This is a genomic window from Microbispora sp. NBC_01389 (assembly GCF_045040095.1).
Taxonomy (GTDB): Bacteria; Actinomycetota; Actinomycetes; order Streptosporangiales; family Streptosporangiaceae; genus Microbispora.
The window spans coordinates 4,561,522-4,576,662 of record NZ_CP109552.1 but is presented as its reverse complement, the minus strand read 5'-3'; the positions used below and the strand labels follow the sequence as shown (position 1 = coordinate 4,576,662).

Annotated in this window: 11 protein-coding genes and 1 pseudogene; 5 read left to right on the top strand and 7 right to left on the bottom strand. The window is 72.5% G+C overall.

Annotation, left to right across the window (positions count from 1 at the left end; all coding sequences use genetic code 11):
- Positions 1–27 precede the first annotated feature (27 nt).
- Together OG344_RS20665 and OG344_RS20660 are read left to right on the top strand one after the other, a co-directional pair.
- Positions 28–1,803: an ATP-binding protein gene (locus OG344_RS20665; RefSeq protein WP_405084489.1), complete on the top strand. Its 1,776-nt coding sequence runs from the start codon at positions 28–30 to the stop codon at positions 1,801–1,803.
- Positions 1,800–2,477 (top strand): response regulator transcription factor, encoded by a 678-nt coding sequence (locus tag OG344_RS20660; protein ID WP_327044953.1) that lies wholly within the window; start codon positions 1,800–1,802, stop codon positions 2,475–2,477. Before OG344_RS20665 ends, OG344_RS20660 begins: the two co-directional genes overlap by 4 nt.
- Here the strand turns inward: OG344_RS20660 and OG344_RS20655 are convergent.
- Complete coding sequence (locus OG344_RS20655; protein ID WP_405084488.1) at positions 2,427–3,149, bottom strand: transposase; 723 nt, start codon at positions 3,147–3,149, stop codon at positions 2,427–2,429. The two genes, OG344_RS20660 and OG344_RS20655, sit on opposite strands and share 51 nt — an antisense overlap.
- 243 nt (positions 3,150–3,392) lie before the next feature.
- On the opposite strand from OG344_RS20655, the gene OG344_RS20650 reads away from it, so the two are divergent.
- Entirely contained in the window at positions 3,393–3,992 is a 600-nt protein-coding gene (locus OG344_RS20650; RefSeq protein ID WP_405084487.1) for a VanZ family protein, read from the top strand.
- Here OG344_RS20650 and OG344_RS20645 read toward each other — a convergent pair.
- Positions 3,931–4,445: pseudogene (locus OG344_RS20645) on the bottom strand (class I SAM-dependent methyltransferase). The gene OG344_RS20650 and the pseudogene OG344_RS20645 sit on opposite strands and share 62 nt — an antisense overlap.
- Before the next feature lie 10 nt (positions 4,446–4,455).
- Between OG344_RS20645 and OG344_RS20640 the strand changes: the two are divergent.
- Positions 4,456–4,923, top strand: coding sequence for a hypothetical protein (locus OG344_RS20640; RefSeq protein ID WP_405084486.1), 468 nt, complete (start codon positions 4,456–4,458; stop codon positions 4,921–4,923).
- 11 nt (positions 4,924–4,934) lie between these two features.
- On the opposite strand, the gene OG344_RS20635 is transcribed toward OG344_RS20640, so the two are convergent.
- The 5 genes from OG344_RS20635 to OG344_RS20615 form a co-directional block, all read right to left on the bottom strand.
- The gene (locus OG344_RS20635) at positions 4,935–5,288 is read right to left on the bottom strand and encodes an ester cyclase (RefSeq protein WP_405084485.1); all 354 of its coding nucleotides are present in this window, start codon (positions 5,286–5,288) and stop codon (positions 4,935–4,937) included.
- Positions 5,289–5,320: 32 nt separating this feature from the next.
- Positions 5,321–6,799 carry a hypothetical protein gene (locus tag OG344_RS20630; RefSeq protein WP_405084484.1) on the bottom strand — a complete coding sequence of 493 codons (1,479 nt, stop codon included), beginning with the start codon at positions 6,797–6,799 and terminating at the stop codon, positions 5,321–5,323.
- Positions 6,800–7,161: 362 nt separating this feature from the next.
- A complete protein-coding gene (locus tag OG344_RS20625) occupies positions 7,162–9,567 on the bottom strand; it encodes a cellulose binding domain-containing protein (protein ID WP_405084483.1) in 2,406 nt (801 codons plus the stop codon).
- Between the two features lie 565 nt (positions 9,568–10,132).
- On the bottom strand, positions 10,133–13,186 hold the full coding sequence (locus OG344_RS20620; RefSeq protein ID WP_405084482.1) for a bifunctional [glutamine synthetase] adenylyltransferase/[glutamine synthetase]-adenylyl-L-tyrosine phosphorylase: 3,054 nt from the start codon (positions 13,184–13,186) through the stop codon (positions 10,133–10,135).
- 268 nt (positions 13,187–13,454) lie between these two features.
- Positions 13,455–14,177, bottom strand: a complete 723-nt coding sequence (locus OG344_RS20615) for a type 1 glutamine amidotransferase (RefSeq protein WP_405084481.1) — start codon at positions 14,175–14,177, stop codon at positions 13,455–13,457.
- Positions 14,178–14,244: 67 nt separating this feature from the next.
- On the opposite strand from OG344_RS20615, the gene OG344_RS20610 reads away from it, so the two are divergent.
- A complete protein-coding gene (locus OG344_RS20610) occupies positions 14,245–15,132 on the top strand; it encodes an alpha/beta fold hydrolase (protein ID WP_405084480.1) in 888 nt (295 codons plus the stop codon).
- The last annotated feature ends 9 nt before the right edge of the window (positions 15,133–15,141 follow it).

Genomic DNA, 15,141 nt, shown 5'->3' with positions numbered 1-15,141 from the left:
CGGGCGCGCAGGCTCCAGACTGATCCCATGTGGGTCCCGAGAGCCGCCGTCGGCGCAGTCGCCGTGCTCGTCGGCGTGGCCGGCCTGGCGGGCGCGGCGGCCGAGGGGTTCGCCGCGGCCGCCTACGGCGCACGGCTCCCCCTCACGCTCGCGCTGGCCGGCACGCTGGTCGGTGTCGGATGGTCCGTCGCCGGTGCGCTCCTCGCCTGGCTCCGCCCCGCCAACGCGATCGGCTGGCTCCTCCTCGTCGTCGGGACCGTGACCCAGCTCTCGCTGACCGAGGAGGCGTTCGCCGCGGCCGGATGGCTCGGCCCCGCAGCGGCCGCGCGCGACTGGATGGCACGCGCTCCTGGGCTGGTCCTCACCCTGGTCGGCGGATGGAGCATCATGGCGATGCTGGGCACGCTGCCCGCGTTCTTCCCCACCGGGCGCCCGCCCGGACGTACCTGGTGGTGGCCGGTGGGCGTCGTCGCCCTCGGCGCGGTGCTCATCCAGCTGCACTGGCTCGCGGGGCAGCCGTCGGACGGCCCGCTCGGCGCGGTGTCTTTCGTCGTGTACCTGGCCGGTGCGGCGACGATCTGGGTGCTCGCGATCGTCAGGTTGGCCAGGTCGGCCGCGCCGCGACGCCAGCAGCTCGCGTGGCTGCTCGGCAGCGTCATCCTCATCATCGTGGTGAACTTGCTCGGCGACAGCCTGGTCGCCCAGATCGCCCAGGTCACGAGCCTGTACCTGCTGCCGGCGGCGATCGCGATCGCGGTGCTGCGCTATCGCCTGCTGGGCATCAACGCGTCACCACGGGCGGATCCGGTGCGGATCGTAGCCGAGATCGGCACGCACGTCGGCGCGCCGGCCGACACCGACGGTGAACTGCTCACCGCGGTACTCGCCGCCGTGCGGCGGTCGGTCGACGCCCCCGGCGCCCGGATCCGCGACGCCTCCCGATCGATGATCGCGTGCAGCGGCGACCTGCAGCCCGACGCCGAGCTTCCCGCCACGGCGTTCAGCGCCACCCTGGCGGTCGGCGACATGCCGCTCGGCGTGCTCGAGGTCGCGCCGAGATGGCCGGAGGAGGGGTTCGCACGGCGCGAGGAACGGATGCTCGCCGCGCTGGCCGCGCAGGTGGCCGCCGTGCTCCACGCGCGGGGCCTGGCCGAACAACTGGAAGCGCAGCGGGATGCCGCGATGGAAGCCCGCACGCGGGAGCGCGAACGGCTCCGCCACGAGCTGCACGACGGGCTCGGGCCCGCCCTGACGGGGATGGGACTGGGGCTTGCCGGACTGGAGGACGCGATCCGGGCGCCCAGTGCGACGACCGCGCTGCAGATCACCGGGGTGCTCCGAGCCGAGGTGGCCGGGACCGTGTCAGAGGTGCGTCGCATCCTCGACGACCTGCAGCCGGTGGCGCTCGAGGAGCGCGGCTTCGCCGAGGCGATCCGGCGCGGGGTCGTCTCGGTGGCCGCGACCCTGCCGGTCAGCGTGGAGGTCGGTCCGCTGCCCGCGCTGCCGCCGAGGGTGGAGCAGACGGCCTACCGGGTCGTGGCCGAGGCGGTGACCAACGCCGTCCGCCACGCCGGCGCCACGCAACTCGACGTGTGCGTGCGAGGCGACGAGGGCGACAACCTCGTTATCGACGTGCGCGACGACGGCGCAGGATTCGACCCGTCCCGGTCGCCGCGCGGCGGGATCGGCCTGGCCTCGATGCGGGCACGCGCCCGCGAGCTCGGCGGCGAGGTCGCGATCAGTTCGTCGGACGCGGGCACCACGGTGACGCTGAGGGTGCCGACGGCGGTGCCGATCGCATGAGCGCGTCGGTCGATGCATCCGCCCCCGTGCGTCTGGTCGTCGCCGACGACCACCCGATGTTCCGCTTCGGCCTGCGCGCGGCGCTGACCTCCTCACCCGACGTCGAAGTCGTCGGCGAGGCCGCTGACGGCGCGGAGCTGGTCCGTCTCGTGGAGGAACTGTCGCCCGAGGTCGCGCTCACCGACCTTGAGATGCCCGGGGTCGACGGGCTCAGTGCCCTCGCCATGCTGACCGCCCGCTTCCCCGACCTCGGGGTGCTCGTGCTGACGATGCACGCCGACGACGAGCGGCTGCTCGCCGCGGTCCGCGCCGGCGCCCGCGGCTACCTGCTCAAGGGCGCGGAGCGCGAGGAGATCACCCGCGCCGTCCTCGTGGTCGCCGCTGGCGGCACCGTATTCGGCGGAGAGGTCGGCCTCCGGATCGCCGCATACGCGACACGGCCGCTCACCGCCGCGGGCAAGGTCTTCCCAGAGCTCACCGATCGCGAGCACGAGGTGCTCGGCCTCGTGGCGGCGGGGTTCGGCAACCACGAGATCGCGGCCAGGCTCGTCCTCTCCGAGAAGACCGTGCGCAACCACGTCGCCGCCATCCTCGCCAAGCTCCAGGCGCGCGACCGTGCGGCGCTAGTCGCGCGCGCCCGCGACCGCGGACTCGGGCAGCATCCGGTCGAGTGACGTTGTGCGCGCGCGGCGGACCCACCATTGCCAGCACCGGGAATCGAGCTGGGAGGGGCCGGCCGGTAGCTCGGCCCAGTCCTCCTCGACGGCCAGGCGCTCGACCAAGCGGGCGATGTGCCGAAAGCCCGGGCGGGCCAGGACGCTCTGGTTGGCCTGGACGGCCACCGCGTACGGCAGGCCACGACGTTCCAGGAACGCGCGGAAGGCGCCGTCGCGGCCGTAGACCTCATCGGCGGCCACACGCACCCCGCCCTCGGGCAGAGCGGGCAGGATCCGGTCGATCATCTGCTCGGCCAGGCAGGGCTTGGTGGCGAAGGCGCGCTCGGGCGGGATATGCGCAGCCTGACGCCCGACCTCATCGGCGATCCACTGCCGGGGCAGGTACAGTCCCCGATCGATCATCGCCTGCCCGGCCGCGGTGGCCCAGGCGGCGACCACGCCGATCTGGCAGTTAACCACACCGCCGGCGGTTCCGGAGTACTGCCGGGCCACTCCGGCCGAACAGTCGCCCCGTTTCTCAAAACCCGCTGCCAGCCGTTCTTGCGTGAGACCGGCCCCAGCAGCCCCCGCACGCAGGCCGCCGCCCGCCGCCGTAGATCCGCCCTCCGGAAGGCCCGGCCCATCTCCAACAGCAGGTTCCCCAGCTGGTCCGACCACTCCTCGACCCATTCCCGGTCAGTGACAACCGGACCGACCCCCAGCACGGGGGCTCGCATGCCGCAACCCTCGCTCCAGTTCCGTTCCCTGGAACTACCGCGAGGGTGAGAAGGGCAGGGTCCGCCGCACCCCGGCAGGGGTACGGTTGCGCTCCTCTCCGGCCGGGCGGTCCGGCCCGCACCCTATGGCGAGCGGACGGGCGGATCGCCGAACGTCCCGTCCCGCGCGTCCGGAGTGGCCTGCCATCATGATCGGGTGCAGCAGGCATGGAACGCGTGGGGACATGTCGTCGTCGCGGCTGTCGTGGCCCTTCCCGTCGCGGCTCTCCTCGCGTTCGTGCTCGCACGCCGCCGGGCCCGGAGGGGGCAGCCCTTCCCCCGCCGAACGGCCGTCGCCGATGTCTCCGCCGTCGCCGGGACCGCCCCATGGGTCTGGATGATCCTCACGCCCGGGGCGGGGCAGGGCGTGCGGTTGACCCCCCTCGTCGACCTGGCGGATCAGATCACGCGGATGTCGCCGGGAGCGGCGTTCGTACAGATCGTGGGCAATCTCCTGGTGTTCGCGGCACTCGGTGCGATGCTCCCGGTTCGTTCGGCGCGCTTCGCCTCGCTCAGGGCGGTCGCCGCCGTCGCGGCCGCCGCATCCCTCACCGTCGAGATCCTTCAGTACGTCCTGCGGCTCGGCCGGGTGAGCTCCGTGGACGACGTCATCCTGAACACGGCCGGGGCCGTGCTGGCGGCACTCGCCACCCGCAGATGGTGGATGCCGAAGCGCGTCGCGGACGAGAGCGCGGTCACGCCGTCCGGTCCGGCGGGAGGCGGTAGACGGAGACGTGGGAGGGCGACTCGGCGGTGAACTCGGCGCCGGCCCAGTCCGCCTGCCTGGACTCCAGCTCGAAGCCGGCCAATTGGGCCATGAGGTCGAGCTCGCTCGGCCAGATGTAGCGGTGGGGGCTGCGGAACACACGAACCGGCCGCCGGGCACGAGGTGACGGGCGGCGTTGCGGAAGCACGCGACCTGCTCGGCCTGGGTGAGCAGGTTCGAGATGGTGTTGTAGACGAGGTAGACGAGCGCGTACTCCCCCGGCGCGACGGCCGTCGCCATGTCACCGACGATCACCGGAATCGCCGCCGCGTCCGCCTTCGTACGCAGTTGCTCGATCATCGGAGGTGACAGTTCGATGCCGGTGACGGGCACTCCCCGCTCGGCGAGCGGGACGGCCACGCGCCCGGTTCCGATCGCGAACTCAAGGGCCTGGAGCCGTTGGCGGCACGCGGCGCTCACCATTCCGGTGATCACCACCGCGATCGTGACCCTAATGGCCGCGACACCCCCTGGTGGGAACTTCCCGCTGGTCCTGGCCGCGGTACCCGCCTGGCTGGTGTCCGGACTGGTATGGCTCGCGGCTCTCCTGTTCCGTGGCTACCGGCGGAGCCCCTGGGTCCTGGCGCCGCCCCTCGCCGCCCTTGTCACCTTCGCGCTGGCGGCACTCGACGTGCCGATGAAGGCGGCTTTCCTGGTCTCCGAACCCGCCCTCACGAAATACGTCGAGTCCGTGCGCGGCGAGAGGCTCTGGGAGAATACAGGCGATCATGTCGGGCTGTTCACGGTGGGCCGGATTTTCCGGCAGGACGGCGTGACCGAGCTGGTGATGGCCGATTCCGGCGGCTTTCTGGAGGACTGCGGATTCGCCTACAGCCCTCGTGAAGGCGCCGGGCTGCTCGCCTTCTCCAGCGTCGACCGCCTGACCGACAGGTGGTACGCCGTGTGCACCGACTACGACTGAACCGCCTCCGGTTACCGTCCAGGTGCGGTGTCGCGGTAGGTCCACATCTCGGCGAGCAGGCCGTCCTCCACGCGGACGAGCCAGACGAGCCGGGTGCTCGCCGTCCCCTGGCCGGCGGTTCCGGTGACGGCCACCAGATCGCCGTCTCCGAGAACGGCGTCGATCGTGAACCGGAGATCGGGCCGCGCCTGGCGGATCCGCCCGACGGCCTGCCGGACGCCGCCGGGCCCGGCCACTTCGGGATGGGCGTGGTCGATCCAGGCGGGGCTCAGGATCTCGTCGGCCGCCGACGCGTCCCCCGTGTTCCACATCTCGAAGTAACGCGTCACGAGCCATCGGGCAGAGCGGGTGACGTCGGCGCCCATCGGCGGTTCGTCCTCCTTCGAGCCGGAAAAGGTCATCCGGACGAGCCCTGGGATCGGCTGCGCATGCCGCTGACGCGGCGCAGGATGTCCCACCAGAACGGCGCGCCGAACAGCACGGCGACCAGGGTGAGTAGCAGCCCCGGCCAGTGGCCCGGGGTCGAGAGACGCCGCCACCAGTCCCCGGCGTGCCACTCCCAGGCCGGGCCGCCGGCGTCCATGCTGACGCTGACGGGGGCGTGCGTGAAGATCTTGACGAACGCCGGGGTGCTCAGCACGTCGGTCACGCACGCGTAGGTGTCCTGGGCGGGCGCGCACCGCTCGCGCAGCGGCTCCAGCGCCTGAGGGCCCGACTGGGCGAAGGCGGTCACCTCGCTCCGGTAGGCGTTGTCCTGCAGCAGCGTCTTGCCGTACTCCAGGGAGTCCAGGCCGAACACGAGCGTGACGACGAGGCCGAGCGCGGCGATGACCCAGCGCACGTAGCGGCGGTAGAGCAGGGTGAGCCGCTCCATCTCCCCGTCGAACCAGTCCTCCACCCCGCGCCGGAACGCCTCCAGGTCGTGGCTGGCCCTGTTCCACACCGCCTTGAGCGGCCGGGAGAGCGGGCTGTTGAGCGCGTCGAGGTCGCGCATGAGGACCTCGACGCCGCCGTGCTCGGTGGCGATCTCCAGGACGGCGACGGCGAAGCGCGCCGGAGGGATGTCGGCGATGGTCGTCCGGCCGCGCTTGGAGTGGTCGATCTCCTGCAGGCGCTCATGGAGCAGTTCGGCCATCGACTTGCCCTCGCCGGGCAACGCCACCCCGCCCACCGCCGCATCGGCCACCCCACCGGCGACGGTCGCGTCCGCCACGCGCGCGTCCGTGCCACTCGCGTCCAGGGTGCTCGCGTCCAGGGTGAGTACGGCCTGCTCCAGAGGGTCGGCCTGATCGGCGGAGTGCGCGGGATCCACCGCCGCGCCCACAGGGCCCGCAGAGCCGCTCACAGAGCCGCCCACAGAGCCTCCTGCAGTGCCCGTCGCCGGGCCGCCGTCCGGTGATCCGGTGGCGGCCTGCGGTACGACCGCCTGGTCGGCGCTCGCCTGCTCGGCGGCCATCATCTGCTCGGCGGCGACCGTCCCGGTGGCGGGCGCGAGCGGCGGGCTCTGCGCGGGCGGCGGCTCCTGGCTGAAGGCGGGCCGCGGGTCCCGGCCGAACGGCAGCCGCGCGAACACCCCCAGCACGGTCGCCGGCAGGCGCGAGCGCCCCTCCCCCGGCGACGGCGCGGCCGTGAGCGGCGTGCTGATCCGGCGTACGAGCCTCTTCAGCACGTCCACGATCCGGTCGAGCCGCGAGGTGCCGTCTGCCGTCTCCGCGCCGTCGAGGGTGTCGCGGAGGTAGGCCCACAGGAACTTGCTGCGGATGCCGAGCAGCCTGACGATGCCCTCGTTGATACCGCTGACGAGAAGCGACAGCAGCAGGAAGGCCAGGATCAGCCCGATGGCGAGATCGGCGTAATACGAGATCAAAGAGATCACCCGTCCCCGTTGATACACCGTCACGGGCTGCGATGGCAACGCTCCGATCCGCACACATATGGTTCATATCGCCGCAAGCATCGCCGGAGGGCGGTAATCCCCTACCGCGGGCTCGTAGCCGTTGAGGTGCCCGAAGCCGTGGCGGTACCCCCGTCCCCTGTGATCCCCGCGGACCGCACATGCCCGCCGCGATCTCCGCCGGACCGCACACGCCCGCCGCCATCCAGGTCGGACCGCACACGCCCGCCGCCATGGTCCGTCCGTCAGGCCGCACGCCTGCGGCCGTACGCCCAGATGCGCCCGGAAACGGCCGCACCGGCGCCGGGAGGCGGATTGCCCAGGCGCCGGCGCGGAAGATGAGATCAGGAGGCGGTGCAGGTCAGGGATGCCGGAGCGCCGCTGCTCCCGCTGGAGGAGCCGGTGAAGCCGAAGGTGGTCGAGGCTCCGGCCCCGAGGGCGCCGTTGTAGGAGACGTTGCTCACCGTGACCGCGGACCCGCTCTGGGAGAGGGTGCCGTTCCAGACCTGGGTGATGGTCTGGCCGCTGGGGAACGTCCAGCTCACCGACCACGAGGTGGTGGCGGCGGCGCCGGCGTTCCGCACCGTCACCTCGCCCTGGAACCCGCCGGGCCACTCGTTGACGACCCGGTAGGCGGCGGCGCACCCCCTGCCGCCAGGCGACTGACTCGGAGACTGGCTCGGAGACTGACTCGGAGACTGACTCGGCGACTGACTCGGCGAGGACGAGGGAGAGGCCGACGGCGACGGCGACGGTACGGTCTCGTTCTTGATGTCCTGGTAGGCCGCCTCAAGCCCGGCGGCGGACATGACGGACCGCGCGCCGGTCGGCCAGTTGCCGTTGGTGACCGTGGTGTTGCCGTAGGCGGTGTTGCCGCGGTCGCCGTTCGTCACGTCGGTGGAGCTGCTGGACGCCCAGTTGTTGGTGACCGTCAGGGCGCCGGTGTTGTTGCCGCCCTGGTAGTTGCCGTGGGCGAACATCCACCAGCTGCCGTCGAAGACGTTGTTCGTCGCCGTGATGGAGCGGGATCCCTCGTCGAAGTACAGGCCGAACTGGCCCGTGCCCGCCCTCAGGCAGTAGTTGCCGCTGACCTGCCCGCCGGGGTTGGCCGACAGTGTGTAGACGCACGCCCCGTCGTTCATCTGCTGCATGACGTCGTGCACGTAGTTCTGGGTGATCTTGTTGTTCGACGCGGTGGTCGCCGTCGAGTACCGCGGCTGGTAGTTGTACAGGCCCCGGTTGGTGTAGTCGGGGCTGCCGCCCGCATCGTTGGAGCCCCATCCGTACCCGAAGGCGACCCCCAGGTACGGCATGTTGTAGATCTCATTGTGCGAGATCGTGGCGTTGGTGACATAGGTGGGCAGGAACGAGGTGATGCCCCGGTAGTCCACGCCGATGTCGTGCACCAGGTTATTGGTGAAGGTGAGGTCGCGGTTGACCATCCGGGAGTCGCTCGGATGGTGCGCGTCGGCCTGCACGCCGCCCGCGACCACCGCGCCCGCCGCGCTGTACGCGAACACGTTGCCCGTCACCGTGATCGAGCTTGCCCCCAGCCCCACGCCGGATGCGTGGGCGTTGGCGTCGTTGCCAATGCCCAGCGCCGTCTGGCCCAGGTTCAGGAACCGGTCACGGACGAAGCTGATCGTGTTGGCCGCCGACACCTGGACGGCCGCGGGCATCTGGTTCCAGTGCGGACGCACCGACTCGAACTGGGTGCACCCGTACTGGCAGGACGACAGCGCGTTGCTCGGCCAGTTCCAGTCGCCCGAGATGTACGCCCCCGTCTGCTGGTCGGCGTACCCCTGATTGCTGCTGGGCCCCAGCCAGCTCGTCCCGGCGAACGTGATGCCGGAGAAGGTGATGTGGTGCGCGGGCGCGGCGTAGGTGCCGCCGAGCTGCACCAGCGACTGCAGGAGGGGAAGCTCCACGTCCGCGGTGTTCATGTTCTTTCCGGACGGCGGGATGTAGTACAGAACCCCCGTGCCGGTGTTGAGGTACCACTCGCCGGGCGAGTCCAGGAACTCGTACGCGTTCTCCAGGTACATCGGTCCCTTGCGGTAGGGGTTGACGATGGTGTCGTACCCGAAGGTGTTGTTGTTCCAGGCCGGCTGCTTCATTGTGATGAAGTTGCCGGAGATGCTCTGCACGGGCACGTACCGGTCGGTGAACGAGCCGATGCCCTGCAGCTCGATCCGGCTCTGGCCGGCCAGGTTGTTCAGGTAGCTCAGCGCGTTGTTGCTGAACCGCAGGCCGGTGCCGGTGGCGGTGAAGTCGGCCCGGTTCACCGTGGTACGTGCCCGGGTGGCCATGCGGCCGTCGACGTACAGCTGCCGGGTGTCGATCCCGGTGCCGACACTCGCCTTCCAGATGTTCTTCTCGGAGTCGGCGACGGTCCATCCGGTGACCTGCCTGGCGCCGCTGATGACCGGGCGCGCCCCCGGCGCCGACTGCCAGACGACCCGGTAGCCGTTGCTTCCAGAGTCGGCGGCGGTGAACCTGAGCGGCGACGTGCGCCGGTACACGCCGTCGGCGAGCTGCACGACGATGTCGCCGGACATGGAGCCGTTCTGCGACCGGACCGCCGTCTGCGCCGCGTCCAGTGAGCACGGCTCGGCGGAGGAGCAGGCGCTGCCGGTTCCGGAGGGCGACACGTACAGGGTCGTCGTGGCGGCGAGTGCCGGGATCGCAGAGGCGGCGGCGACGACCGCCGTCGCCGCCGCCGCGATCCCGGTCACAAGCGGTCTCAGCACCGCTGCCCGAGGGGAACGGCCGTGTCGGCGCGGCTTGTCACGATGGTTCACGTGTTTCTCCAGGGAATGCGCGACGCGTCTCGTGGTGGGCCGGGGACGCCGGACAGGCCGGCCAGGCGAGTGCCCTCGAAGCTTCCGCCCGCGGTCGCCGTCCTGGCCGGGTCACCGGGGCCCAGTGGCTTGAGTACTAATTACCCTGTGATCAGCGAAGCAGGTCAAGGCGCTTGTGCATGCCTATTTCCGACCCCGCGCGCCGGGGGTGCGGTCCGGAAGCGCTCTACCTCCCCCGATATCACGATCTACCTCAGGGTTCGCCTCTCTCGGTCCGCCACTGACAGGAGATGAGTCGTACTCAATGAGGCTCCCAGCCGGGGGTTCCGGGATGAATGAAACCTGAAACGAAGCCGCGGTCGTGCGGCGCCACGGCATGCCGGACCGCCGAAGCCAGGCCGCGCGTGCCGGCCCGTCGGGAGACAGCGGGCCGAGAAAGGGATCTGGACAAGGGGGACCGCGACCGCGCCCGGCGGGTCCCGAAAGACGGGGGACCAGCCGGGCGCGGCGGGGGTCAGCCCTCGTAGAAGACGCGCTCCACGACGGTCCTGGCCCGCCGGGTGGCGCGCCGGTAGTCCTCCACGAAGTCCTCGGTGCCCTCGGGCGGGTAGCCGAGGGCCCGCGCGAGCAGCAGTCGCTCCTTGACCAGCGTGGGGATGCTGTCGGCGGCCCGGCCGCGCACCAGCATCAGGGCGTCGCGGATGCGCGAGGCGAACAACCACGCCTCGGCGAGCACCGCCTCGTCGGCCGGGTCGAGCAGGTCCTCCGCCGCCGCCGCGCGCAGCGCGTCCAGCGTGCGCGTGGTGCGCAGCGCCGGTACGGCTCCCGCGTGCCGCAGCTGGATGAGCTGGGCCACCCACTCCACGTCGGTCAGCCCGCCCCTGCCGAGCTTGGTGTGCAGGGCCGGATCGGCGCCGCGCGGCAGCCGTTCGGCCTCCATCCTGGCCTTGAGCTTGCGGATCTCCCGTACCGCGTCGACCGATATGCCGCCCTCCGGGTAGCGCAGCGGATCGACGAGGGCGGTGAACTCCCGGCCGAGGTCGGCGTCGCCCGCGCAGAACCGGGCGCGCAGCAGCGCCTGCGCCTCCCAATGCGAGGCCCAGCGGTCGTAGTAGGCCTTGTAGGAGGCGATCGTGCGGACGAGCGGCCCCTGCCGCCCCTCCGGCCGCAGCCCGGTGTCGATCTGCAGCGGCGGGTCGGGGGCAGGCCGCGCGAGCAGCCTGCGCGTCTCCTCGGCCACCGCGTGGGCCGCGTCGGTCGCGTCCCGCTCGGCCACGCCGGGCAGCGGCGCGTGCACGAACATCACGTCGGCGTCGCTGGCGTAGGAGCTCTCCAGGCCGCCGAGGCGGCCCATGGCGATCACGGCGACGCGGGTCGGGAACGACTCCCGCCGCTCCAGCGTGACCTTGTTGATCGCCGCGCCCAGCGCCGCCTGGATCGTCACGTCGTTGAGCGACGAGAGCGCCTGGCCGACCTCCTCGATGTCGATCAGCCCGGACAGGTCGGCGCAGGCCGTACGGAGCAGTTCCCGGCGGCGCAGCGCGCGGGCGGCGGCGACGGCGGTCTCGGCGTCCTCGGCGTAGCGGGCCACCGCGGCGGCGGCCTCGCCGGCCAGCGTCGCGGCCGGCCGTACGGCGAGCTCGGCGGGCGAGCCCAGCATGCCGACCGCGTCCGGGGCGTGCAGCAGCAGGCCGGTGACGTACTTGCTGGTGCCGAGCAGGTGGGCGAGACGCTCGGCCACGGCGGTCTCGTCCCGCAGCAGGCGCAGGTACCACGGCGTGCTGCCGAGCTTGTCGCTCACCTGGCGGAACCCGAGGAGGCCGGCGTCCGGGTCGGGGGCGCCCGCGAACCAGCCGAGCATGACCGGCAGCAGCGTGCGCTGGATGGCCGCGCGGCGGGAGACGCCGCTGGTGAGCGCGGCGATGTGCCGTAAAGCGCCCTCGGGGTCGGCGTACCCGAGCGCCTGGAGGCGCGCGGTGGCGGCGGCCGTGGACAGGCGGGCCTCGGACTCCGGCAGGCGGGCGACGGCCTGCAGCAGCGGCCGGTAGAACAGCTTCTCGTGCAGCCGCCGCACCTCCAGCGCGTGCCGCTTCCAGGTGGTGGTGAACTCGCCCACCGGGTCGGTCGTCATACCGAGCCCGCGGCCGATGCGCCGCAGGTCGGCGGTGTCCGACGGCACCATGTGCGTGCGGCGCAGCCGGTGCAGCTGGAGCATGTGCTCGACCTGCCGCAGGAAGGTGTACGCCTCGGCGAGGGCCTTGGCGTCGTCACGCCCGACGTAGCCGCCCCGCGACAGGGCGGCGAGGGCCGACAGCGTCGCCCTGCGGCGCAGCAGCGGGTCGGAGCGGCCATGCACGAGTTGCAGGAGCTGGACGGCGAACTCGATGTCCCGCAGCCCGCCGGGCCCCAGCTTGATCTGCCGGTCGGCGTCGCCCACCGGCACGTGCGCCTCCACCCGGCGGCGCATGGACTGCACGTCCTCGACGAAGTTGGGCCGCGCCGCGGCCTGCCAGACCAGGTCGTTGACCGCGGCCACGTACTGCTGGCCGAGTTCCAGGTCACCGGCGACCGGCCGGGCCTTCAGCAAGGCCTGGAACTCCCAGGTCTTGGCCCAGCGGCGGTAGTAGGCCAGGTGGCTTTCCATGCTGCGGACGAGCGGGCCCATCTTGCCCTCGGGCCGCAGGTTGGCGTCCACCTCCCACAGTGCGCCCTCACGGGTGCTCGCCGAGCAGGCCCGCATCATGCCCTGCGCGAGCCGCGTCGCGATCTGCAGCGCCTTGGTCTCGTCGACGCCCTCCCTGGGCTCGGCCACGAACACGACGTCGACGTCGGAGATGTAGTTCAGCTCGCGCGCCCCGCACTTGCCCATGCCGATGACGGCCAGCCGAACGTCGCCGGCGTCGGCCACCTCCGCCCGGGCGATGGCGAGGGCGGCGTCGAGCGCCGCGGCGGCCAGGTCGGCCAGCGCGGCGGCGGTCTCGGCGAGCGTGCACTCGCCGGTCACGTCACGGGCGGCCAGGTCCAGCAGCCTGGTCCGGTGGGCGACGCGCAGCGCGTCCATCGCCTGGGCCGTCGCGCCGGGCTCGGCCGCGCCCGCCGTGGCCCCGCCGGCCACCGGCTCGGCGTCGTCCGGGTCCGCCCCGACCGCCAGCAGCATCTCCTCGCACAGCTCACGGGCGACCGGCCACTGCGGCGACCCGGCCACCGCCAGGCAGTCCGGGTGCCGTACGACGTGCTCGCCGAGCGCCGCGCTGATCCCGAACACGCCGAGCAGCCTGCGGCGCAGGGCCGGATCGTCGCGGAACGTGCCGAGCACGCTCGGGTCCCGCTCGACCAGGCGGCTCAGCGTGGTGAGCGCGAGATCGGGGTCGGCCGCCCTGACCAGGTCGTCGAGCAGCGCGAAATCGCCGACCGCCTCGGGGCCGAGGTCGTCGAGCAACCGTTCGGCCCGCGCGCCGTCGGCGAATCCCAGTGCGGCCAGGCGCCCGGCCGTCGTCTGTATCCGCGGCGCCGCGTTCACCGTTCCTTCCTCCACCCCGACGTCGATCACGTCGGTCCCCCGAGACATGCCTTCCCAGTAACCGTACACAGGGATGGACGCCTCCTCGCAGAGATCGGTCCCCCCTCGGGACCCGATTCTCGACCGGACGCCTCCCGGCGTCCATGGATGTCACAGCTCGGCGCGTGCCGGGCTCGCGCACACGGTAACCCGATGGGTTGTGCGGCGTCCTTAGTGGTTTCTCTGCGTAATCGGCGCATCACGCGGTTTGCCCGCGCCCCTTCCCCCGCCTCTCCGGCGCGGCGGGACGGCAGGTCAGAGCCGCGTCACGGCCGCGTCACAACCGCGTCACCTGGGCCGCGAACGCCTCGGCCAGCGGCCTCCAGGTCTGTTCGAGCTCCCGCCCGGCCGCCGTGACCTGCGCGTTCAGCTCCGCCGCCGCCTCGGGCGGAAGATCGCCGCTCTCGGCCCAGGAGGTGAAGATCGCGGGCGTGGCCTCGGGGTGGAACTGCACCGCCCAGGCACGGTCGCCGAGCCGGTAGGCCTGGTTGGCGTACCGCGCGCCGGTCGCGAGCCGCACCGCGCCGGGCGGCAGCGTGGTCATCGCGTCGTAGTGGTACTGCACCGTCCGCAGGGGCTCTGTTCCCGGGGACGACGTCCCGCCGGGCGGCGCGGAAAGGAGCGGGTCGTCCGCCGCCTCGGGCAGCCGCTCGATCTCGCCCAGGCCGATCTCCGGGCCCGCGTCGCCGCGCTCGACGGTCCCGCCGCAGGCCAGGGTCATGAGCTGGGCGCCGAGACAGATGCCGAGGACCGGCACGCCGCCGTCCACCGCACCGGCGAGCAGGTCCCTGGTGGCGGGCAGCCACGGATACCCCTCGTCGTCCCACGCCGCCGCGGCGCCGCCGAGGACGAGCAGCCCGCCGCCGGCGGTCGCGGGCACCGCCTCTCCCTTGTACGGCCGGACGACCTCGACGCCGACGCCGGCGGCCTCCAGCCAACCGGCGAAGTAGCCCAGGCCCGCCTCGGCCTCGTGCTCGATGACGAGCAGACGTTCACCCATAGCGCGCAGCTTAAGGACACGTATCAGGACAGGCGAGACCTGACCGGCCGTACCGTACAGTCCGCTCATGGAGTTCGACGAAGTCGCCGTCCCCGGCGGGCGGCTGCGGATCGCCCGGTTCGGCGACGGCCCTCGCCTGATCATCGCGGCGCACGGCATCAGCGCCTCCCTCATGTCCTGGCGCGCGGTGGGCGACGCGCTGCCGCCCGGCTGGTCGCTGATCGCCGCCGACCTGCGCGGCCGCGGCCACAGCGCCGGCCTGCCCGGCCCGTACGGCCTGGACCGGCACGCCGACGACCTGGAACTGGTGGCCGAGCACGTGGGCGCGGACGGCACCAGCGTGCTCACCGGGCATTCGATGGGCGCCTACGTCGCCGCCCTGCACGCGGCGGCGCGGGCCGGGGCCGCGCGGGACGGCGGATGGCGTTACGCCCGGGTCGTCCTGGTGGACGGCGGACTCCCGCTGCCGCTCCCGCCGGGCGCGGACCCCGACGAGGTGATGGCGGCGACGCTCGGCCCCGCCATCGCCCGGCTCTCCCAGACCTTCCCGGACGTGGAGGCGTATCTCGACCTGTTCCGCGCCCATCCCGCGCTGGCGGAGAACTGGTCTCCGGTCGTCGAGGAGTACGTCCGCTACGACGCCACCGGGCCGGACGGCGCCGTGCGGTCACGCGTCCGCGAGGATGCCGTACGGCAGGACGGCCGCTGGCCGCTGACGAGACATGCGGAGATCGGCGCGGCGCTGAAGGCGATCGGGCCCGGGCCGCTCCTGCTCCGCGCGCCCAGGGGGTTGCTGAACCAGGACGTCGGGCTGCTGCCCGACGACCTCACCGCGCGGTGGCAGGCGGAACTGCCGGGGCTGCGCGACGAGGTCGTCCCCGGCTGCAACCACTACACGATCCTGTTCGATCCCCGCTGCGCCGCGCTCGTCGCCGCCCGTCTCACCGCCGGCTGATCGCCTGGG

Bases quoted from the DNA above. Each gene is read 5' to 3' on its own strand.
- OG344_RS20665 (WP_405084489.1), top strand. From the start codon at position 28: ATGTGGGTCCCGAGAGCCGCCGTCGGCGCAGTCGCCGTGCTCGTCGGC.
- OG344_RS20660 (WP_327044953.1), top strand. From the start codon at position 1,800: ATGAGCGCGTCGGTCGATGCATCCGCCCCCGTGCGTCTGGTCGTCGCC.
- OG344_RS20655 (WP_405084488.1), bottom strand. From the start codon at position 3,149: ATGGGTCGAGGAGTGGTCGGACCAGCTGGGGAACCTGCTGTTGGAGAT.
- OG344_RS20640 (WP_405084486.1), top strand. From the start codon at position 4,456: ATGGCCGCGACACCCCCTGGTGGGAACTTCCCGCTGGTCCTGGCCGCG.
- OG344_RS20635 (WP_405084485.1), bottom strand. From the start codon at position 5,288: ATGGGCGCCGACGTCACCCGCTCTGCCCGATGGCTCGTGACGCGTTAC.
- OG344_RS20620 (WP_405084482.1), bottom strand. From the start codon at position 13,186: ATGTCTCGGGGGACCGACGTGATCGACGTCGGGGTGGAGGAAGGAACG.
- OG344_RS20615 (WP_405084481.1), bottom strand. From the start codon at position 14,177: ATGGGTGAACGTCTGCTCGTCATCGAGCACGAGGCCGAGGCGGGCCTG.
- OG344_RS20610 (WP_405084480.1), top strand. From the start codon at position 14,245: ATGGAGTTCGACGAAGTCGCCGTCCCCGGCGGGCGGCTGCGGATCGCC.